General features: G+C 54.1%; 18 protein-coding genes. 7 read left to right on the forward strand and 11 right to left on the reverse strand.

All coding sequences use genetic code 11. From position 1 onward, the window contains the following. Nucleotide 1: 1 nt before the first annotated feature. From dtd to typA, 4 genes are all read right to left on the reverse strand, one after another. The gene (gene dtd, locus RTE01_RS20925) at nucleotides 2–439 is read right to left on the reverse strand and encodes a D-aminoacyl-tRNA deacylase (protein WP_045853698.1); all 438 of its coding nucleotides are present in this window, start codon (nucleotides 437–439) and stop codon (nucleotides 2–4) included. Beyond that, a complete protein-coding gene (locus tag RTE01_RS20930) occupies nucleotides 436–1,296 on the reverse strand; it encodes a virulence factor BrkB family protein (protein WP_041147494.1) in 861 nt (286 codons plus the stop codon). Before RTE01_RS20930 ends, dtd begins: the two co-directional genes overlap by 4 nt. Before the next feature lie 2 nt (nucleotides 1,297–1,298). Further along, nucleotides 1,299–1,889: a glucose-1-phosphatase gene (yihX, locus tag RTE01_RS20935; RefSeq protein ID WP_041143389.1), complete on the reverse strand. Its 591-nt coding sequence runs from the start codon at nucleotides 1,887–1,889 to the stop codon at nucleotides 1,299–1,301. 134 nt (nucleotides 1,890–2,023) lie between these two features. After that, on the reverse strand, nucleotides 2,024–3,847 hold the full coding sequence (typA, locus tag RTE01_RS20940; RefSeq protein WP_041143388.1) for a ribosome-dependent GTPase TypA: 1,824 nt from the start codon (nucleotides 3,845–3,847) through the stop codon (nucleotides 2,024–2,026). 379 nt (nucleotides 3,848–4,226) lie between these two features. On the opposite strand from typA, the gene glnA reads away from it, so the two are divergent. The 3 genes from glnA (at nucleotide 4,227) to glnG (ending at nucleotide 8,292) form a co-directional block, all read left to right on the forward strand. Continuing rightward, nucleotides 4,227–5,636 carry a glutamate--ammonia ligase gene (gene glnA / locus RTE01_RS20945; RefSeq protein WP_041143387.1) on the forward strand — a complete coding sequence of 470 codons (1,410 nt, stop codon included), beginning with the start codon at nucleotides 4,227–4,229 and terminating at the stop codon, nucleotides 5,634–5,636. Between the two features lie 188 nt (nucleotides 5,637–5,824). Continuing rightward, a complete protein-coding gene (gene glnL, locus RTE01_RS20950; protein WP_041143386.1) occupies nucleotides 5,825–6,874 on the forward strand; it encodes a nitrogen regulation protein NR(II) in 1,050 nt (349 codons plus the stop codon). Between the two features lie 8 nt (nucleotides 6,875–6,882). Next, nucleotides 6,883–8,292, forward strand: coding sequence for a nitrogen regulation protein NR(I) (gene glnG, locus RTE01_RS20955; RefSeq protein ID WP_041143385.1), 1,410 nt, complete (start codon nucleotides 6,883–6,885; stop codon nucleotides 8,290–8,292). A gap of 69 nt (nucleotides 8,293–8,361) precedes the next feature. Here the strand turns inward: glnG and hemN are convergent, their stop codons facing one another. Both hemN and yihI read right to left on the reverse strand, forming a co-directional pair. Beyond that, the gene (hemN, locus tag RTE01_RS20960; protein WP_134528285.1) at nucleotides 8,362–9,735 is read right to left on the reverse strand and encodes an oxygen-independent coproporphyrinogen III oxidase; all 1,374 of its coding nucleotides are present in this window, start codon (nucleotides 9,733–9,735) and stop codon (nucleotides 8,362–8,364) included. Nucleotides 9,736–9,923: 188 nt separating this feature from the next. After that, entirely contained in the window at nucleotides 9,924–10,430 is a 507-nt protein-coding gene (yihI, locus tag RTE01_RS20970; protein WP_041143383.1) for a Der GTPase-activating protein YihI, read from the reverse strand. A 594-nt stretch (nucleotides 10,431–11,024) separates the two neighbouring features. On the opposite strand from yihI, the gene yihA reads away from it, so the two are divergent. Beyond that, a complete protein-coding gene (gene yihA, locus RTE01_RS20975; protein ID WP_041143382.1) occupies nucleotides 11,025–11,657 on the forward strand; it encodes a ribosome biogenesis GTP-binding protein YihA/YsxC in 633 nt (210 codons plus the stop codon). 147 nt (nucleotides 11,658–11,804) lie between these two features. Here yihA and RTE01_RS26725 read toward each other — a convergent pair whose 3' ends face one another. Continuing rightward, nucleotides 11,805–11,852 carry a spot 42 RNA, inhibition of DNA synthesis gene (locus tag RTE01_RS26725; protein WP_071892919.1) on the reverse strand — a complete coding sequence of 16 codons (48 nt, stop codon included), beginning with the start codon at nucleotides 11,850–11,852 and terminating at the stop codon, nucleotides 11,805–11,807. 165 nt (nucleotides 11,853–12,017) lie between these two features. Continuing rightward, complete coding sequence (gene polA / locus RTE01_RS20985; protein ID WP_141335333.1) at nucleotides 12,018–14,804, reverse strand: DNA polymerase I; 2,787 nt, start codon at nucleotides 14,802–14,804, stop codon at nucleotides 12,018–12,020. Nucleotides 14,805–15,199: 395 nt separating this feature from the next. On the opposite strand from polA, the gene RTE01_RS20990 reads away from it, so the two are divergent. After that, the gene (locus RTE01_RS20990) at nucleotides 15,200–16,099 is read left to right on the forward strand and encodes an acyltransferase (protein WP_041143380.1); all 900 of its coding nucleotides are present in this window, start codon (nucleotides 15,200–15,202) and stop codon (nucleotides 16,097–16,099) included. Nucleotides 16,100–16,150: 51 nt separating this feature from the next. On the opposite strand, the gene dsbA is transcribed toward RTE01_RS20990, so the two are convergent. The 3 genes from dsbA to RTE01_RS21005 all read right to left on the reverse strand — a co-directional run bounded on the left by dsbA (nucleotide 16,151) and on the right by RTE01_RS21005 (nucleotide 18,133). Then, nucleotides 16,151–16,774 carry a thiol:disulfide interchange protein DsbA gene (gene dsbA, locus RTE01_RS20995; RefSeq protein ID WP_041143379.1) on the reverse strand — a complete coding sequence of 208 codons (624 nt, stop codon included), beginning with the start codon at nucleotides 16,772–16,774 and terminating at the stop codon, nucleotides 16,151–16,153. A gap of 27 nt (nucleotides 16,775–16,801) precedes the next feature. Continuing rightward, complete coding sequence (locus RTE01_RS21000) at nucleotides 16,802–17,788, reverse strand: serine/threonine protein kinase (protein WP_134528281.1); 987 nt, start codon at nucleotides 17,786–17,788, stop codon at nucleotides 16,802–16,804. 75 nt (nucleotides 17,789–17,863) lie between these two features. Further along, nucleotides 17,864–18,133, reverse strand: a complete 270-nt coding sequence (locus RTE01_RS21005) for a YihD family protein (RefSeq protein WP_045853708.1) — start codon at nucleotides 18,131–18,133, stop codon at nucleotides 17,864–17,866. Between the two features lie 71 nt (nucleotides 18,134–18,204). Here RTE01_RS21005 and mobA point away from each other — a divergent pair, with 71 nt between their 5' ends. Together mobA and mobB are read left to right on the forward strand one after the other, a co-directional pair. After that, nucleotides 18,205–18,795 carry a molybdenum cofactor guanylyltransferase MobA gene (mobA, locus tag RTE01_RS21010; RefSeq protein WP_041143376.1) on the forward strand — a complete coding sequence of 197 codons (591 nt, stop codon included), beginning with the start codon at nucleotides 18,205–18,207 and terminating at the stop codon, nucleotides 18,793–18,795. Then, entirely contained in the window at nucleotides 18,792–19,304 is a 513-nt protein-coding gene (gene mobB, locus RTE01_RS21015; RefSeq protein WP_041143375.1) for a molybdopterin-guanine dinucleotide biosynthesis protein MobB, read from the forward strand. Before mobA ends, mobB begins: the two co-directional genes overlap by 4 nt. The last annotated feature ends 150 nt before the right edge of the window (nucleotides 19,305–19,454 follow it).

The raw sequence follows: 19,454 nt of genomic DNA on the forward strand, positions 1-19,454 counted from the left end.
CTCATACCTGTAACCAGAAGGTGACAGGGCCATCATTGACCAGCGAGACCTGCATATCCGCAGCGAATCTCCCGGTCTGTGTGTGCATTTCCTGTTGGCGGCAGCGCGCGACGAAATAGTCGTACAGCGCCTCAGCGGCATCAGGCGCGGCGCCTTTTGAGAAGCCCGGGCGCATGCCGCGCTCGGTATCCGCAGCCAGCGTAAACTGGGAAACTACCAGCACGCTGCCACCAGCCTGCTGGACGTTAAGATTCATTTTGCCTTCCGCATCGCTAAAGATGCGGTAGCCGAGCACGCGTTCACAGAGGCGGTTCGCCTTCTGCTCATCGTCATCTTTCTCGACCCCTAGCAGCACCAGAAGCCCCGGGCCGATTTCACCCGTCACCTCGCCCTCCACGGTAACGCTTGCACGGGATACGCGTTGAATTAATGCAATCATGGTTGTTCTGTTTCTTCTTTTTTTAGTTTGCGGTATTCCCCGAGAGTGACAGTAATTTCAGCCCCAAGCAAGACGATACACCACGTCCAGTACACCCAAACAAACAAAAGGGGCACCACGGCTATGACGCCATAAATCAGCTGGTACGACGGAAAGGCGGTGATATACAGGGCAAACGCTTTTTTACCGGCCTCAAACAGCAGCGCGGCCACCAGCGAACCAATCAGCGCGTCGCGGTTTCGCACCTGCGCCGTCGGGACAATGCTGTAAAGCAGCCAAAACGCCGCCCAGGATAGAATCAGCGGGAAGATGCGCAGCACGTCATCAATGACGCTATTGAGGTCGCTGGCCCAGCGCAGCGACAGCAGGTATGAGCTGATCGCCAGGCTGGCCCCCGCCAGTAAGGGTCCGAGGGTAAGGATCATCCAGTAGACCGCAAAAGAGTAAATTTTTGGCCGGGCGCGCGGGCTGCGCCAGATGGTATTCAGCGCGCTATCTATCGAATACATCAGCAGCAGCGACGTCACGATCAGCCCGCAGGCGCCCACCGCCGTCATTCGGCTGGAGTTCGCGACAAACTGCTCGATATAGCGCTGAATGACGTCCCCCGTCGCCGGGATAAAGTTGGCAAAGATGAAGTGGCGTATCTGCCCGCTCACTTCAGAAAACATGGGAAAAGCGGAGAAAAGCGCGAACACCACGGCAATCAGCGGCACCAGCGCGAGTAACGACACGTAGGCAAGATTCCCTGCCAGCGTCGTCATATTATCTTCATCAATCCGGTGCCACAGCAGCTTTAGCCAGGCCAGCAGCGGACGGCAGCGATGCTTTGCTTTTTGATGAACGGTTTTTAACATAATCATTGCGCAAAGTAGTCGGGGATAGTCTCCTTTCCGGTCACCAAAATACTGGTTATTCCCAGCCGGTTCGCACCGGCGATATTCTCGGCATTATCGTCAAAGAAGACCGTATCGGCAGCGGAAAATCCCTCCTGCTGCAGAACGCTTTGGTAGATCCGCTCCTCGGGCTTACGCATCCCCATCTCCTGCGAAAGATAGATACGGTCGGCCGCGGCGCGCACCTGCGGATATTCATCTGGCCAGAAAGTGGTGTGCAGGCGGTTGGTATTCGACAGCACGACGACGCGGTGTCCCTGCTCGCGTAGCTTGTGCATAATCGCGATGACCTCCGGACGCAGCGCCACAAACACGGCCTGCCAGCCGTGGGAAAACTGCTCATAGCTCAGCGCCATATTCATCTCATGGCACATCGCTTCAGCGAAGGCTTCATCGCTGATTTCACCGCGCTCGTGCTGGCGAAACGCCTCACCCATGGTGAAGTGCTGCTTCAGCGTCGCCAGCGGAATGCGGCTTAAATCACTCCACGTCCCGAGTACCCGGTTGAAGTCGATGTCGACAATCACATTACCTAAATCAAAGATATAGAGCATGGCCCTCTCCTTTTGCACCGTGGAAAATTAACTGTAGCGGGAAAGGCGAGGTTTGACTATGAGGTGGGGGCTTTGGAGACAAAAAAGAAACCCCGCCATTAAGGCGGGGTTTAGATATCAACGGACGGCAAGAATTAGTCTTCTTTCGAACCGCGCATAGCGCGTTTACGATCGTTCTCGGTCAGGTGACGTTTACGAATACGTACGGAAGCAGGGGTAACTTCTACCAGTTCGTCGTCATCGATGAACTCGAGAGCTTGCTCCAGAGACATCTTGATCGGCGGAACCAGAACCGTTGCTTCGTCAGTACCGGACGCACGCATGTTGGTCAGTTTCTTACCGGTCAGGCAGTTTACAGTCAGGTCGTTAGAACGACTGTGAATACCGATGATCTGGCCTTCGTAAACTTCAGCACCGTGGCCCAGGAACAGCTTGCCGCGGTCCTGCAGGCTGAACAGTGCGAACGCAACTGCTTTACCCTGACCGTTGGAGATCAGTACGCCGTTCTGACGCTGGCCAACATCGCCCGCACGAATATCATCGTAGTGGCTGAAGGTGGAGTACAGCAGACCGGTACCGGAGGTCATGGTCATGAACTCAGAACGGAAGCCAATCAGGCCACGGCTTGGGATCACGTAGTCGAGACGTACGCGGCCCTTGCCATCTGGATTCATGTTTTTCAGGTCGCCTTTACGCTCACCCAGAGCCTGCATCACGGAACCCTGATGCTGCTCTTCAACGTCCAGCGTAACGTTTTCGAACGGCTCTTGTTTGCGGCCGTCGATTTCGCGGAAGATAACTTTCGGACGGGAAACCGCCATTTCGAAACCTTCACGACGCATGTTCTCGATAAGAACGGACAGGTGCAGTTCGCCACGGCCAGAAACGCGGAATGCGTCCGCATCCGGAGTCTCTTCAACGCGCAGCGCTACGTTGTGTACCAGCTCTTTGTTCAGGCGATCGAGGATCTGGCGAGAAGTAACGTACTTACCTTCTTTACCACAGAACGGAGAGGTGTTAACGCAGAAGAACATAGAAACGGTCGGTTCATCAACGGACAGCGGCGGCAGCGCTTCGACGTTCTGCGGATCGCAGATGGTGTCGGAGATGTTCAGCTCGCCCAGACCGGTGATTGCGATGATATCGCCAGCTTCCGCGACGTCAGTCTCGATACGTTCCAGACCGAGGTGGCCCAGGACTTTACCGACTTTACCGTTACGGGTTTTGCCTTCGCTATCGATCAGAGTGACCTGCTGGTTCGGCTTCACTTTACCGCGCTTGATGCGACCGATGCCGATTACGCCAACGTAGTTGTTGTAATCAAGCTGGGAGATCTGCATCTGCAGCGGGCCATCACTATCAACGTCCGGAGCCGGTACGCGATCGATGATGGTCTGATACAGCGGAGTCATGTCTTCAGCCATATCTTCGTGGTCCAGACCCGCGATACCGTTCAGCGCAGATGCGTAAACGATAGGGAAGTCCAGCTGCTCATCAGTTGCGTCGAGGTTAACGAACAGATCGAAGACCTGATCGACAACCCAGTCAGGGCGTGCGCCCGGACGGTCAACTTTGTTGATGACCACGATCGGCTTCAGGCCGTGGGCAAAGGCTTTCTTGGTGACGAAGCGCGTTTGCGGCATCGGACCGTCAAAGGCATCAACCACCAGCAGCACAGAATCAACCATGGACATAACACGCTCAACTTCACCTCCGAAGTCGGCGTGCCCAGGGGTATCAACGATGTTGATACGGTAATCATTCCATTTGATTGCGGTGTTTTTCGCGAGGATGGTAATCCCACGCTCTTTCTCCAAATCGTTGGAGTCCATCACACGCTCTTGTGTTTCGGCACGTGCATCGAACGTACCGGATTGCTGGAGCAGCTTGTCGACCAGGGTAGTTTTACCATGGTCAACGTGCGCGATGATGGCGATGTTACGCAGATTTTCGATCACAAACTTTGCCTCAGGCATTAGAAATAGCGCGTTATTGTACACGTAATAAGCGAAGGACTGAACAGGATCACAAACATCCTCCGCAAACAAGTATTGCAGAGTTTCTTTGTGATCGCTTTCACGGAGCGATAAAAGGGCACCGTAACAAAAACTGCACCAAAATGGTGCTCAATGTTCACACTGAAGCACTACTTTGGTGCATTATTCCTATCATGGTGCAGTTCTTTTGCACTATGGTGCGCATGATACAGCGTTTTGCATAGCATTTAAAAGTTGGCACAGATTTCGCTTTATCTATTTTAAGGCAACAACGCCACTTTAAGTAGTAAAAAAGTTTTCGTTACCACGACGACAATGACCAATCCGGGAGAGTTTAAGTATGTCCGCTGAACACGTTTTGACGATGCTGAACGAGCACGAAGTGAAGTTTGTCGATTTGCGCTTCACCGATACCAAAGGTAAAGAACAGCACGTCACAATTCCTTCTCATCAGGTTAATGCCGAATTCTTCGAAGAAGGCAAAATGTTTGATGGCTCCTCGATTGGTGGCTGGAAAGGTATTAACGAATCTGACATGGTTCTGATGCCGGATGCGACCACCGCGCTGATCGACCCGTTCTTCGAAGAACCGACGCTGATCATTCGCTGCGATATCCTGGAACCAGGCACCCTGCAGGGCTACGACCGTGACCCGCGCTCCATCGCTAAACGCGCTGAAGAGTACCTGCGTTCTACCGGCCTGGCAGATACCGTACTCTTCGGGCCAGAGCCAGAGTTCTTCCTGTTTGACGATATCCGCTTTGGTGCTTCTATCTCCGGTTCCCACGTGGCTATCGACGATATCGAAGGCGCATGGAACTCCTCCACCAAATACGAAGGTGGCAACAAAGGTCACCGTCCTGGCGTGAAAGGTGGTTACTTCCCGGTTCCACCGGTTGACTCCTCTCAGGACATCCGCTCTACCATGTGTATGATCATGGAAGAGATGGGCCTGGTTGTTGAAGCTCACCACCACGAAGTCGCCACTGCTGGTCAGAACGAAATCGCTACCCGCTTCAACACCATGACCAAAAAAGCGGACGAAATTCAGATCTACAAATACGTTGTACACAACGTTGCTCACCGCTTTGGTAAAACTGCGACCTTTATGCCAAAACCAATGTTTGGCGATAACGGTTCCGGCATGCACTGCCACATGTCCCTGTCCAAGAACGGCGTAAACCTGTTCTCTGGTGACAAATATGCTGGCCTGTCAGAGCAAGCGCTGTTCTACATCGGCGGCGTAATCAAACACGCTAAAGCGATTAACGCCCTGGCTAACCCGACCACCAACTCCTACAAGCGTCTGGTCCCGGGTTACGAAGCACCGGTTATGCTGGCTTACTCTGCCCGTAACCGTTCTGCCTCTATCCGTATTCCGGTGGTCACCTCTCCGAAAGCGCGTCGTATCGAAGTGCGCTTCCCGGACCCGGCTGCCAACCCGTACCTGTGCTTCGCTGCGCTGCTGATGGCTGGTCTTGACGGTATCAAGAACAAAATCCATCCGGGCGAAGCCATGGACAAAAACCTGTATGACCTGCCGCCGGAAGAAGCGAAAGAGATCCCACAGGTTGCTGGCTCTCTGGAAGAAGCACTGAACGCGCTGGACGCTGACCGTGAGTTCCTGACCGCGGGTGGCGTATTCACCAACGACGCTATCGATGCCTACATCGCCCTGCGTATTGAAGAAAACGACCGCGTACGCATGACTCCGCACCCGGTTGAGTTCGAGCTGTACTACAGCGTCTAATTTTGCTGTAAATCCTCGGTATTCCGTGTTGTGGCGTGGGATACCCGGGATATTTTGTTGCCGTGGAAACTTTCAGCCCATCTCAGGATGGGCTTTTTTCTCCACCAACATGCTGATCTTATGCGCTTTTTACTTATAAAAAGCTATACTGCACTAAAATAGTGCACTTTTTTTCAGGAGACTGTCAGATGGCAACAGGCACTCAGCCCGATGCTGGGCAGATCCTTAACTCTTTAATCAACAGCATCTTATTGGTCGATGACGACCTGGCGGTGCACTACGCGAACCCGGCGGCGCAGCAGCTGCTGGCCCAAAGTTCACGCAAGCTGTACGGCACGCCACTCCCCGAGCTGTTGAGCTACTTTTCGCTGAATATCGGTCTGATGCAGGAGAGCCTGCAGGCGGGCCAGGGCTTTACCGACAACGAAGTCACCCTGGTGATCGATGGCCGCTCGCATATCCTGTCATTAACCGCACAGCGCCTGCCTGAAGGGCAAATCCTGCTGGAAATGGCCCCCATGGATAACCAGCGGCGTCTGAGCCAGGAGCAGCTGCAGCACGCGCAGCAAATCGCGGCGCGTGATTTAGTCCGCGGTCTGGCCCACGAGATTAAAAATCCGTTGGGCGGCCTGCGGGGTGCGGCGCAGCTGCTGAGCAAGGCGTTACCCGATCCGGCGCTGATGGAATACACCAACGTCATTATTGAGCAGGCCGACCGCTTGAGAAACCTGGTCGATCGCCTGCTGGGACCGCAGCACCCCGGAATGCACGTCACCGAAAGCATCCATAAAGTCGCTGAGCGGGTGGTGAAGCTGGTGTCGATGGAGCTGCCGGACAACGTCAAGCTTATCCGTGATTACGACCCTAGCCTGCCGGAGCTGGCGCACGATCCGGACCAAATTGAACAGGTCCTGCTGAATATCGTACGCAATGCGCTGCAGGCGCTGGGGCCAGAAGGCGGAGAAATTATTCTGCGCACCCGTACCGCCTTCCAGCTGACGCTGCATGGCGTACGCTACCGTCTCGCCGCACGCATTGATGTGGAAGACAACGGCCCGGGAATTCCGTCCCATTTACAGGATACGCTTTTTTATCCCATGGTCAGCGGTCGCGAAGGCGGTACCGGTCTGGGGCTTTCCATTGCCCGCAGTCTTATCGATCGACACTCCGGCAAAATTGAATTTACCAGTTGGCCAGGGCATACCGAATTCTCGGTATTCCTGCCTATTCGGAAGTAGAGGTGTTTATGCAACGAGGGATAGCCTGGATCGTTGATGACGATAGCTCCATCCGTTGGGTGCTTGAACGCGCGCTCACCGGGGCAGGCTTGAGTTGTACAACGTTTGAAAGCGGCAACGAGGTGCTTGATGCACTCACCACCAAAACCCCGGATGTACTGCTGTCTGATATTCGGATGCCGGGGATGGATGGGCTCGCGCTGCTGAAACAAATTAAGCAACGCCATCCGATGCTTCCGGTCATCATAATGACCGCGCATTCGGATCTGGATGCGGCAGTTAGCGCCTATCAGCAGGGTGCCTTTGATTATCTGCCGAAACCTTTTGATATTGATGAAGCCGTGGCGCTGGTTGACCGCGCTATCAGCCACTATCAGGAGCAGCAGCAGCCGCGAAATGCGCCAATAAATAGCCCAACGGCCGATATCATCGGTGAAGCGCCGGCGATGCAGGATGTTTTTCGCATTATCGGCCGCCTGTCGCGCTCTTCTATTAGCGTGCTGATCAACGGTGAATCCGGTACCGGTAAAGAGCTGGTCGCTCACGCCCTGCACCGCCACAGCCCGCGGGCGAAGGCGCCGTTTATCGCGCTGAATATGGCCGCAATCCCAAAAGACCTGATCGAGTCCGAGCTGTTCGGCCACGAGAAAGGGGCGTTTACCGGCGCCAATACCGTACGCCAGGGCCGCTTTGAGCAGGCCGATGGCGGCACGCTGTTTCTCGATGAAATTGGCGATATGCCGCTGGACGTGCAGACGCGCCTGCTGCGCGTGCTGGCCGACGGTCAGTTCTATCGCGTTGGCGGCTATGCGCCGGTGAAGGTGGACGTCAGGATCATTGCCGCGACCCACCAAAACCTCGAGCAGCGCGTCCAGGAGGGTAAATTCCGTGAGGACCTGTTCCACCGTCTGAACGTGATTCGCGTCCATCTGCCGCCGCTGCGCGAGCGTCGGGAGGATATCCCGCGTCTGGCTCGTCACTTCCTGCAGGTTGCGGCGCGCGAGCTGGGCGTTGAAGCTAAGCTGCTGCACCCGGAAACGGAAACGGCGCTCACCCGCCTGGCCTGGCCTGGCAACGTGCGTCAGCTCGAAAATACCTGCCGCTGGCTGACGGTGATGGCCGCCGGTCAGGAGGTGCTGACCCAGGATCTTCCCAGCGAGCTGTTTGAAACCTCGGTACCGGACAGCCCCACGCATATGCAGCCGGATAGCTGGGCGACGCTGCTGGGACAGTGGGCCGATCGCGCCCTGCGATCCGGTCATCAAAACCTGCTCTCTGAGGCTCAGCCGGAAATGGAGCGGACGCTGCTGACCACCGCCCTGCGCCATACGCAGGGACACAAGCAGGAGGCTGCGCGCCTGCTGGGATGGGGACGAAACACGCTTACCCGCAAGCTGAAAGAGTTGGGAATGGAATAACGCTGTTCGCGCTGGCCGCTCGGCCAGCCGCTTCATCGCCCCGGTAACCCTGCGTCGCCGGGGTTTTGCTTAGATAACCCGTGAGAACTGCTGCATCCGCGCTTTCTGGCGCAGATAGGTATCAAAACACATGCAGATGTTGCGGATCAGCAGGCGGCCTTTCGGCGTGACCTGAATCCCCTTTTCATCGACGTCCACCAGCCCATCTTTCGCCAGCGGTGCGAGCAGCTGCAAATCTTCGGCAAAATAGTGCTGGCAATCGATATCCCACTGGGCGGTGACGGCAGCAAAATCGAGATGGAAATTACAGATCAGCGATTTGATGACGTCCCGGCGTATGCAGTCATCGCGGGTCAGCGCAATACCGCGCCACAGGGCGTTCCCGGTTTCATCAACCTGCTGATAGTAGTGCTTCAGCTCTTTCTGGTTCTGCGCGTAGCAGTCGCCAATCATGCTGATCGCAGAAACGCCCATCCCCAGCAGGTCGGTGTCGCCCTGGGTGGTGTAGCCCTGGAAGTTGCGATGCAGCACGCCTTCACGCTGAGCAATCGCCAGCTCGTCATCCGGGCGCGCAAAATGATCCATGCCGATAAACTGGTAGCCGGCATCGGTGAGTGAGCCAATCGTCTCCTGCAGGATATCCAGCTTCTGTTCCGCCGTAGGCAGGTCCGCATCTTTGATTTTACGCTGCGCGGCAAAGAGCGTGGGCAGATGCGCATAGTTAAATACGCTCAGGCGATCGGGGTTGAGTTCGGCCACCTTCTGCAGCGTAAAGGCAAAACTTTCCGGCGTTTGCTTTGGCAGGCCATAAATCAGATCGATATTGGTAGAGATAAACCCAATATCACGCGCATGGTTAAGCAGAGCAAAGATAAAGTCTTCATCCTGCTCGCGGTTAACCAGACGCTGCACCTCTTTATTGAAGTCCTGCACGCCCATACTCAGGCGATTGAAGCCCTCAGCGCGCAGGTGGTCAAGCACGTCCAGCTCAATTTCCCGCGGATCGACTTCAATTGAAATCTCGGCATCGGCAATAAAACTGAAGTGGGTGCGCAGCAAATTCATCAGCCGGCTGATTTGTTCTTTATTCAGATAGGTTGGCGTTCCGCCGCCCCAGTGCAGCTGGTGGACCTGGCGTTCGCTAAACAGCGGGGCCCGATGAATAATCTCCTGCTCGAGCACGTCCAGGTACTGGTCGGCCTTATGCTGCTGGCGGGTCACAATTTTATTGCAGCCGCAGAAATAGCAGAGCTTATGGCAAAACGGGATATGCACGTACAGCGATAGCGGGCGCTGCGGATAGCGGGCCACCGCCTCGTCGAACTCAGCGGCGCCAAATTCGGGAGAAAACTCCAGCGCGGTGGGGTACGAGGTATAACGCGGCCCGGAATAGTTATATTTTTGGATCAGGGCCAGATCCCAGTCGATTAACTGCACAGACATGCTCACTCCTTCCGATGGTGCCGCCGGCGGGTACGCCGCCCCGGCCCAACCGCACTTCGGGTAATGAGCCGGTTGCGCAGCCATTTCTGACGCCGCGACAACCGTCGTAGTTTAGCGAATAACCACAGCAGATAACACATAACCAGAAGGGTTATAAGCAGGACCGGGAATCCGACTGAGTGCAAACGTTAGTTTCCACCCTTCAGCAGGCGCATCATATCTTCCTTGCGCTCTTCTTCTTCCTCATCTTCGTCATCGTCGTAGGAGAGGCCGAGCTGCTGCATAAGCTCATCAATGCGATCGAGCTTGGCATCAACCCAGGTCTGCTCTTCAGCATTCAGGGAACCACCCTCTTCCAGACGTTCCAGCAGCGCGTCCAGGCGCTCATCGTTCTCCAGCAAATCCAGCTCAGCCTGCGGTGAAAGCATAGGTTTCTCGCTCTTCGGTTTGTGCTGCTTAGTAGCCGGGGTGCTCTCGGTCACGCCCAGCGGAATCGGTTTCTTGCTACCAATACGCGGATCTTGCTGCTGACCTGTTTTTTTGCCAGCCGAAGAGGCTTCGCCGCCGGTGGCACGACTTCCTGCCGTATGACCGCGATGCTTCTTCTGACGCTTGCGATCGCGGGATTCCTGATTCATTTCTTCACGCGTCTTACGCTGTGTTTTACCACGGGATACAGATGTCGGTTTTTTCATGATGTGTAATCTTCAGATCGTTTTCTTCAGTATAGAATTGAGGCGGAATCTAGCAGAAAGCAAGCAAAGAAAAAAGGCGACAGATTACTCTGTCGCCTTTTTCCTCACGAACAACCCTTAAAGGGTTTCCACTTTCCCTGTTAGCTAACGACAAACCCTGTCTTTCCCTTAGCGAATAACGTTCCTTGTTACATCCCTTTCCCTTTGAAAACGTCTCCAGACGCTGGTCATCCTGACAATCCCTGGTCTTCGCCTCCTGGCGCTCCCTGACCGCTCATCCTGAGCCCTGTTCCTGTTGGCATCCTCGCCTTGACCACTACTTTACCGGGTTAAAGGAATCCTACAACCAGGTAGCGAGCAAAAAGGCAATTTTCAGAATTTTCTCCAAGGCATAATACATTGATAAATAATGATTTTAACCATTAACTCACCACGCTTGTTCATGGATTTCCCATACCACGAATGGTCAATGTCGCACAAAGCATAGGGTTTTCACCTACAGCCGTCTTAATTTGAGGGGTGCGGTAAAAACAGCCTTTTTCTGCTGTTCAGGTATAATCCCCGCCATAGCCTTATTTAACGGAGACGACAGTCTTGACCAACTGGAACTATCAACAGACGCATTTTGTCACCAGCGCACCGGATATCCGCCATCTTCCTTCCGATACCGGAATCGAAGTGGCGTTTGCCGGCCGCTCAAATGCCGGGAAATCCAGCGCCCTGAATACGCTGACTAATCAGAAAAGCCTGGCGCGTACCTCAAAAACGCCGGGACGTACCCAGCTGATTAACCTGTTCGAAGTTGCCGACGGTAAACGCCTGGTCGATTTACCGGGCTACGGCTACGCTCAGGTCCCCGAGGAGATGAAGATCAAATGGCAGCGGGCGCTGGGTGAATACCTCGAAAAACGCCTGTGTCTGAAAGGGCTGGTTATTTTGATGGATATTCGCCATCCGCTGAAAGACCTCGACCAGCAGATGATCGAATGGGCCGTAGAAAGCGATATCCAGGTGCTGGTGCTGCTGACTAAGTCCGATAAGCTGGCCAGCGGAGCCCGTAAAGCGCAGCTCAATATGGTGCGTGAGGCGGTACTCGCCTTTAACGGTGATGTGCAGGTTGAGGCGTTCTCTTCGCTGAAGAAATCAGGCGTCGATAAGCTGCGGCAGAAGCTCGATAGCTGGTTTAACGAAATCCCTCCTCAGGAAGAGATCGAAGACGGGGAGTAATCTCCGCCAGACTCCCCGGATAACGGCGCGCAGCGCCTTATTCGGGCGACAAAATCAGACCAGCTCCCACCACTCCGGTCGCTAAAAACTTTTCTTTCGCGCAATAAAAAACGCCCCGGTCATAAATGACCGGGGCGGCTAAAATATTCAGCCAAATCCGATTACGTGAAGTAAAAGGTCTGAAAGATAGAACATCTTACCTCTGTACCCTACGTCATTAACTCTACTCTTCTTTCAGTTAGGGAGAAAGCACTTTTTGTAGTTTTTTTTCACTCTTTACATAGCAAATTCGAATGATCGTCACAAAACTCTATAAGTTATGTTGCTTACTTACAGAAAAACGCTCTCTCCACAAAATACTTAGTGCGCTTGATCCCAGTTTTCTCCGCTACCCACTTCCACCAGCAGCGGAACCGCCAGCGTGGTGCTGTTTTCCATTAATTCATGGACCTTTTTCGCCACGCTCTCGAGGTCATCTTTATGCACTTCAAAGACCAGTTCATCGTGCACCTGCATGATCATTCGCACCCGCGGCTTCTCGGTCAGCAGCCACTCATCAACGGCAATCATTGCCCGCTTAATGATATCCGCCGCCGTCCCCTGCATTGGCGCGTTGATTGCCGCTCGCTCAGCGCCCGCACGACGTGCACCGTTGCTGGATTTGATGTCCGGGAGATAGAGCCGACGACCGTCCAGGGTTTCAACATATCCCTGCTCTTTCGCCTGCGCGCGGGTGCGCTCCATATAATCCAGCACGCCCGGATAGCGCTCGAAGTAGAGATCCATATACTTTTGCGCTTCTCTGCGCGGAATATTGAGCTGGCGCGCGAGGCCAAATGCGCTCATGCCGTAGATCAAACCAAAGTTGATCGCTTTAGCGCTACGACGCTGCTCGCTGCTGACGCTCTCCAGCGGCAGGCTAAAGACCTCAGCCGCCGTCGCCCGGTGGATATCTTTCCCTTCAGCAAAAGCGGTCAGCAGGCCATTATCACGAGATAAATGGGCCATGATGCGCAGTTCAATCTGCGAGTAGTCGGCAGAGACGATGAGATAATCCTGCGGCGCAATAAACGCCTGACGAATGCGTCGCCCTTCCTCGTTACGCACCGGTATATTTTGCAGGTTAGGGTCCGTTGAAGAGAGTCGCCCGGTAGCGGTAACGGCCTGATGGTATGAGGTATGGACCCGGCCGGTTTTGGGGTTAATCATCAGCGGCAGCTTATCGGTATACGTCGACTTCAGCTTGGCTAGCCCACGGTACTCAAGAATCACCTTCGGCAGCGGATAGTCCAGCGCCAGCTCTTCCAGCACCTCTTCCGAAGTCGATGGCGCGCCGCCCGGGGTTTTCTTCAGCGGTTTAATGCCCTGCTTTTCAAACAAAATCGTTTGCAGCTGCTTCGGTGAGGAGAGATTGAACTCTTCTCCGGCGATCTCATAGGCCTTCTGCTCCAGCTCAACCAGGCGCTTAGCGATCTCCTGAGAATGGGCGTGCAGCACCGCCGGATCAATTTTAACCCCGTTGCGCTCAACGCGGGATAGCACCGGTACCAGCGGCATCTCGATGTTGTTAAATACGTGCAGCGGCCCTTCGTGCTGCTGCAGCTTCGGCCACATCTTCAGGTGCAGCTGCAGAGTGACGTCGGCATCTTCAGCCGCATAGCGGCCCGCTTCTTCCAACGCAATCTGGTTAAACGTAAGCTGATTCTTTCCTTTGCCGGCAATCTCTTCAAAGGTGATGGTTTTATGCTGAAGCCAGCGATCGGAGAGGCTGTCCATGTCATGACGCCCCGCCACGCTATCAAGGATGTAGGACTCCAGCATCGTATCGAAGGCAATGCCGCGGAGCTCAATGCCATAGTTCGCCAAAATCCCGCGGTCGTACTTCAGGTTTTGCCCAACTTTGAGGAGGCTATTATCTTCCAGCAGCGGCTTGAGCAGCTCAAGCACGCGATCGCGCGGGATCTGATCCGGCGCATCGAGATAATCATGCGCAACCGGCACATAGGCCGCAACGCCGGGTTCGATAGCGAACGACAGGCCGACCATGTTGGCCGAGATGTTATCCAGGCTGTCCGTTTCCGTATCGAAAGCAAACAGCGGCGCTTTTTTGAGCTTCTCAATCCACGCCGTTAGCGTCTCTTCATCAAGAATAGTGACGTAGTTTTCGGCAGACAGCGTTGCCGCAGCTTCAACAACCTCTTCTTCAGCCACCGCCGCTTGCGCCGGTTTTGCCGCAGGCTTGCTCCCTTTTGCCTGCATCCATTTGCCGGATTCCACGTCGGTTATCCAGCGCTTGAATTCATACTTTTTGAACAGCGTCAGCAGATCGTCCGCCGCCGGTTCCAGAACCAGCAGCTCTTCGCAGCTCAGATCCAGCTCCACGTCTGTTTTAATGGTCGCCAGCTGATAGGAGAGGTAGGCCACCTCTTTATTCTGCTCGAGCTTCGCCGCCATTGTTTTGGCGCCACGGAAGCTCAGGCCAGCGATTTTTTCCGCTTCGGCATACAGCGTATCAAGGCCACCCAATCCCTGTAGCAGGGCCTGAGCGGTTTTCTCTCCGACTCCCGGAACGCCCGGAATGTTATCCGAGGAGTCGCCCATCAGGGCGAGGAAATCGATGATCAGCTCTGGCGGAACGCCGTACTTCGTCACCACTTCATCCGGACCGAGGATCGTATTGGTCATGGTGTTAATCAGGGTGATACCCGGAGTGACCAGCTGGGCCATGTCCTTATCGCCGGTACTGATCAATACCGGGCGACCCGCTTTTTCGGCCTCACGCGCCAGGGTGCCAATCACATCGTCAGCCTCCACGCCCGGTACCGCCATCAGCGGCAGGCCCATGGCTTTCACCATCGTGTGTAGCGGCTCAATCTGCGCGCGCAGATCGTCGGGCATCGGTGGGCGGTGGGATTTGTAGTGCTCAAACAGTTCGTCACGGAAAGTTTTCCCTTTGGCATCAAACACCACCACGGCATGGGTGGGCTGGTACTGCAGGATCAGGCTTCGCAGCATATTCAGCACGCCATACATTGCGCCAGTCGGCTCGCCTGCGCTGTTGGTCAGCGGCGGGAATGCGTGATACGCGCGGTAAAGGTAAGAGGAGCCGTCAACGAGGATGAGAGGGTTTTCAGGGATCTGAACCATAATTTCCGTGCCTGTTTATCAGATTATGGATAAAGGATGCCACAGACAGGCATGAAAACCTGAATTTTTCCCACATTTCGCCGAAAAGATTCATCGATCCGGTCGATCCTGCGGCACAGCTATCTGTGGATAAGTTTGTGCATAGTTTTAGGCCGGTAGCCATCGTGTATGAAAAAAATCGCGTTTCATTATAATTAGTTTTTATTTATCATGTGGTTATATATAGATTATTGATTTAAAGCCGTCACGATGACTCAATGCTCCATGTGGATATAAGATCCGCCTGTTTTTCTATTCTCGTTAGACCCGTCATTTGCTGCGTTTTCTGATAAAATCAGGCTCTTGCGCTGTTTAATCGCGCTCTTTCTCAGCCTAACTTTCTGAATAAAATAACTATGTCGAGATTACTCGCAGCGATAACGCTTCCTCTTAGTATCGCTCTTACCATCCTGGTCACCATTATTTGTTCCGTACCGATTATTATCGCCGGAGTGATTAAACTGCTGGTGCCGATCCCTGCGGTATGGCGCGCTATCTCTCATTTTTGTAATTTCATGATGTACTGCTGGTGCGAAGGGCTGGCGCTGCTGCTGTACCTCAACCCGGGGCTGAAGTGGGACGTGCAGGGTCTTGAAGGGCTGAATAAAAAGAACTGGTATCTGCTTATTAGCAATCATCACAGCTGGGCAGATATCGTGGTGCTCTGCGTGCTGTTCCGCAAGCATATACCGATGAACAAATACTTCCTCAAGCAGCAGTTGGCCTGGGTGCCTTTTATCGGTCTTGCCTGCTGGGCGCTGGATATGCCCTTTATGCGCCGCTACTCGCGAGGCTATCTCATTCGCCATCCGGAGCGCCGCGGCAAAGATGTGGCAACGACCCGTCGTTCCTGCGAGAAATTCCGCGCTTATCCAACGACCATCGTTAACTTTGTAGAAGGGTCACGTTTCACCGAGGAGAAACAGCACCAGACTCGTTCGCCTTATAGCAACTTATTGCCACCAAAGGCGGCAGGCGTTGCGATGGCTCTGAACGTACTGGGCAGTCAGTTCGATAAGCTGCTGGACGTGACATTATGCTATCCGCAGAATAACCGGCGCCCCTTTTACGACATGCTTAGCGGCCGCCTCACGCGAATTGTGGTCCGTGTTAATCTGATGCCTGTCGCTGAAGAGCTGTACGGTGATTACGTGAATGATAAGAACTTTAAACGTCGCTTTCAGCGCTGGCTGAACGAGTTATGGCAAGAAAAAGATGCCCGGCTGACGGAAATGCTACAACGGCAGGAAAAGTAACTTTATTGAGCCCGAAAACAACAACGCCGGTCAGTGACCGGCGTTATTTTTTTATTTCTTCTCAACCAGCTGCTTAACGGTATCAGCATACTGGGCGACAAATGCGTCCATATTGCTGGTATCCATCCCCTGCGGGTTCAGCTGATACTTACCATTAACATACATCGCCGGTACGCCCTGCAGCTGCAGGTCAGCCGCGGCTTTTTCCTGCTGGGCAACCAGAGATTTCACCACGAAGCTGTTCCAGGCCGCATCGTAATCTTCACCCTTCACGCCAGCATCAACGAAGACTTTACGAATATCGGCAACGGTCTGCACGGTTTGTGTTTTCTGCACCGCCTCAAACATCGGAACGGTGATCCGATCTTCAACGCCCAGCGCCATGGCCACCGCCCACGCCTGAGTTAAATCTTTGCCCAACGGGCCAAGGAACTCAACGTGGTACTTCGTCATTTTGACGCCTTCCGGCAGCTTTTTCTTCACGTTGTCAGAAACGTGCAGCACTTCTTCAAACTGATAGCAGTGCGGGCAGTAGAACGAGAAGAATTCGAGCACCTGCGGCTCGCCGGCAACCGGCTTCTCGAGGGTAATGTACTGCTTGCCGTCGGTTATCTGGGCAGCGGATGCACTAAAAGCCAGAATCATACCAGCCAGCGCCAGCCAAATTTTTTTCATTTTTAACTCTCTCCTGGAAATATCAGATTAATACATTGGCGTTAACTGAAGAGGGGGTTCCTGTAGAACCTTCACCTGCTCAAGAAAAGTTTTGGTCTGCCCGCGCCAGTAGTCTTCCCCGGTAAGCCATGGGAAGTTGATAGGGAAGGCAGGATCGTCCCAGCGTCGGAGCAACCACGCAAGGTAGTAGACTAAGCGCATCGCGCGTAACGGTTCGATGAGGGCAATTTCGTCGGTGTTAAACGGGCTGAACTCTTCATAAGCTTCAACGACCGTCTCCAGCTGCATGCGCTGTTCGGCTTTATCACCGTTCAGCAGCATCCAGAGATCCTGAATAGCGGGGCCGTTGCGGGCATCATCCAGATCGACAAAAAGCGGGCCATCGCGCCAGAGGATATTTCCGGCATGGCAGTCACCGTGCAGGCGCAGGATCTTAGCGCCGCCGTCCCACTTCGCCGTGACCGCCTCGATCAGCTTATCAGCCGCAGCGAGAAAACGCTTCTTCAGGCCGGCCGGTATCAGCGTTGAGTGCTCAAATACCGCGCGCGGTTCGAGTAAATATTCCTTAATGCCGATCTCTGGTCGGGCAACAAAGAGCTGCTTGCGCCCGGTTTGATGCAGGCGGCCAAGAAAACGCCCTACCCATTCCATCTGATCAAGGTTATCCGCTTCAAACTGACGCCCGCCCAGGCTTGGGAAAACGGCAAAGAAGAAGCCCTGGTGTTGATGAAGCGAGCGATCGTTGAAGAGCAGCGGCGCGGCGACGGGCACCTCATCCTGCTCTAGCTGGAAGGTAAACTGGTGTTCTTCGAGGATCTGTTCGGCAGACCAACGCTCAGGACGATAGAACTTCACCACATAGCGGCGGCGATCTTCGTCCTGAAACTGGTAAACGCGGTTTTCATAGCTATTTAGCGGAGTGAGACCTGAGTCTACCCGCATCCCCAGATCAAACAGGCCATCGATGATGGTATCCGGGTGAAGCGTCTGAAAATTGAAAGCCTTATCGTGCATCCTGACATCCGATAATCGTACGAATAGTTCAGGATATCATCTCATAACTCATTCTGTGGTCGCACTTACAACCTTTTACTCTTTAATCACGCCGCGAGCGCGCAGCAGCGCCGTTTTGAAATCTTCTTCGTAGTCTTTCTTAATCCCCGGAATAACGGCTTCTTTTGTCGAGTCACGCATCTTCAGATGGTAAATAAGAATATCGTCAGAAAGATCGGCGAGTTCCCCCTTATAACCGGCCTCTTTCGCCAGTTTCTGCAAGAATTGAATCAGATTCAGTTCCGGCTCTTTTTGCCAGGCTGGCTGGAGGAGTTCAATAACTTCATTCAGACGTTTACATTTCATGCTCATGCTCCTTACTCTTGATAGGGACAAGTTAACAGGGTCAATCCCACAATGAAAGAGGCGATATTTCTATGCAAGGCGAGGCAATAACCGGCGTCGTGCTGGCCGGCGGAAAAGCCACGCGGATGGGCGGAGTGGATAAAGGACTGCAGCGGCTAAACGGACAGCCGCTATGGCGCTATGTTACGGATGCGCTGCAACCGCAGGTGACCAATCTGGCGATCAGCGCCAACCGTAATCTGCAAAGCTGGCAAGCGACGGGTTACCCAATCTATACCGATAGCCTTAGCGATTTTCCCGGACCGCTGGCCGGTATGCTGTCGGTGATGCAGCAGATAGAGTGCCCCTGGTTTGTATTTTGCCCCTGTGACACGCCGTTTATTCCGCCGTTTCTGGTTGCGCGTTTGATGCAGCAGAAGCAGGCCTCACCGGTGGTCTGGGCGCACGATGGGGAGCGGGATCACCCCGCTATCGCCCTGATACATCGTCGGCTAATACCACAGCTGGAGGCCTATCTGGCGGCCGGCGAACGGCGGGTGATGGTCTTTATGCGCCAGGCAGGCGGACATAGCGTCGATTTTAGCGACGTAAAGTCTGCGTTTATTAATGTGAATACGCTTGCTGACTTACAGCATATTCACGATATGCAGGAGCCGTTATGATCCCTGTTTTAGCAATTTCTGCCTGGAGCGGAACCGGTAAAACAACGTTATTAAAGCAGCTGATCCCGGCATTGTGCGCCGAGGGGTTGCGCCCGGGTTTGATAAAGCATACCCATCACGATATGGATGTCGATAAGCCAGGGAAAGACAGCTATGAGCTGCGCAAAGCAGGCGCCGCGCAGACTATTGTCGCCAGCACGCAGCGCTGGGCGCTGATGACTGAAACTCCGGATCAAGAAGAAGTAGACCTGCCGTGGCTGGTTAGCCGGATGGATGCCTCAAAGCTGGACGTTGTGCTGGTAGAGGGTTTTAAGCATGAATCAGTGCCTAAGATCGTGCTTTTTCGGCAAAATGGCGGCCATCGCGTTGAGGATCTTGTTCTTGATAAGTACGTTATTGCGGTGGCCAGCGATGCGCCGGTGACGACTTCTTTGCCCCAGTTGGATTTAAATGATATTGCGCAGATCGCGGCATTTATTGTCCGCTGGTTAGAAGAACAACGCGGGTGATGAGAGGCAAGCTTAGCGGCTAAAGGGTCAGGGATCGCGGCGCGCAGCGCCCGATCCGGGCGGCATCCGGTCACTTTTCCTTAAACCGCAGACAACAAAAAAACCCCATGCTTGCGCATGAGGTTTCTTCGTTTATTTGATGCCTGGCAG

The organism is Klebsiella terrigena (assembly GCF_006539725.1).
GTDB classification, from domain to species: domain Bacteria; phylum Pseudomonadota; class Gammaproteobacteria; order Enterobacterales; family Enterobacteriaceae; genus Klebsiella; species Klebsiella terrigena.

Bases quoted from the DNA above. Each gene is read 5' to 3' on its own strand.
- hemN (WP_134528285.1), bottom strand. From the start codon at position 9,735: ATGTCTGTGCAGTTAATCGACTGGGATCTGGCCCTGATCCAAAAATAT.
- polA (WP_141335333.1), bottom strand. From the start codon at position 14,804: ATGGTTCAGATCCCTGAAAACCCTCTCATCCTCGTTGACGGCTCCTCT.
- glnA (WP_041143387.1), top strand. From the start codon at position 4,227: ATGTCCGCTGAACACGTTTTGACGATGCTGAACGAGCACGAAGTGAAG.
- RTE01_RS21005 (WP_045853708.1), bottom strand. From the start codon at position 18,133: ATGAAATGTAAACGTCTGAATGAAGTTATTGAACTCCTCCAGCCAGCC.
- yihI (WP_041143383.1), bottom strand. From the start codon at position 10,430: ATGAAAAAACCGACATCTGTATCCCGTGGTAAAACACAGCGTAAGACG.
- yihX (WP_041143389.1), bottom strand. From the start codon at position 1,889: ATGCTCTATATCTTTGATTTAGGTAATGTGATTGTCGACATCGACTTC.
- mobB (WP_041143375.1), top strand. From the start codon at position 18,792: ATGATCCCTGTTTTAGCAATTTCTGCCTGGAGCGGAACCGGTAAAACA.
- mobA (WP_041143376.1), top strand. From the start codon at position 18,205: ATGCAAGGCGAGGCAATAACCGGCGTCGTGCTGGCCGGCGGAAAAGCC.
- glnG (WP_041143385.1), top strand. From the start codon at position 6,883: ATGCAACGAGGGATAGCCTGGATCGTTGATGACGATAGCTCCATCCGT.
- RTE01_RS20930 (WP_041147494.1), bottom strand. From the start codon at position 1,296: ATGTTAAAAACCGTTCATCAAAAAGCAAAGCATCGCTGCCGTCCGCTG.
- RTE01_RS21000 (WP_134528281.1), bottom strand. From the start codon at position 17,788: ATGCACGATAAGGCTTTCAATTTTCAGACGCTTCACCCGGATACCATC.
- RTE01_RS20990 (WP_041143380.1), top strand. From the start codon at position 15,200: ATGTCGAGATTACTCGCAGCGATAACGCTTCCTCTTAGTATCGCTCTT.
- dtd (WP_045853698.1), bottom strand. From the start codon at position 439: ATGATTGCATTAATTCAACGCGTATCCCGTGCAAGCGTTACCGTGGAG.
- glnL (WP_041143386.1), top strand. From the start codon at position 5,825: ATGGCAACAGGCACTCAGCCCGATGCTGGGCAGATCCTTAACTCTTTA.
- dsbA (WP_041143379.1), bottom strand. From the start codon at position 16,774: ATGAAAAAAATTTGGCTGGCGCTGGCTGGTATGATTCTGGCTTTTAGT.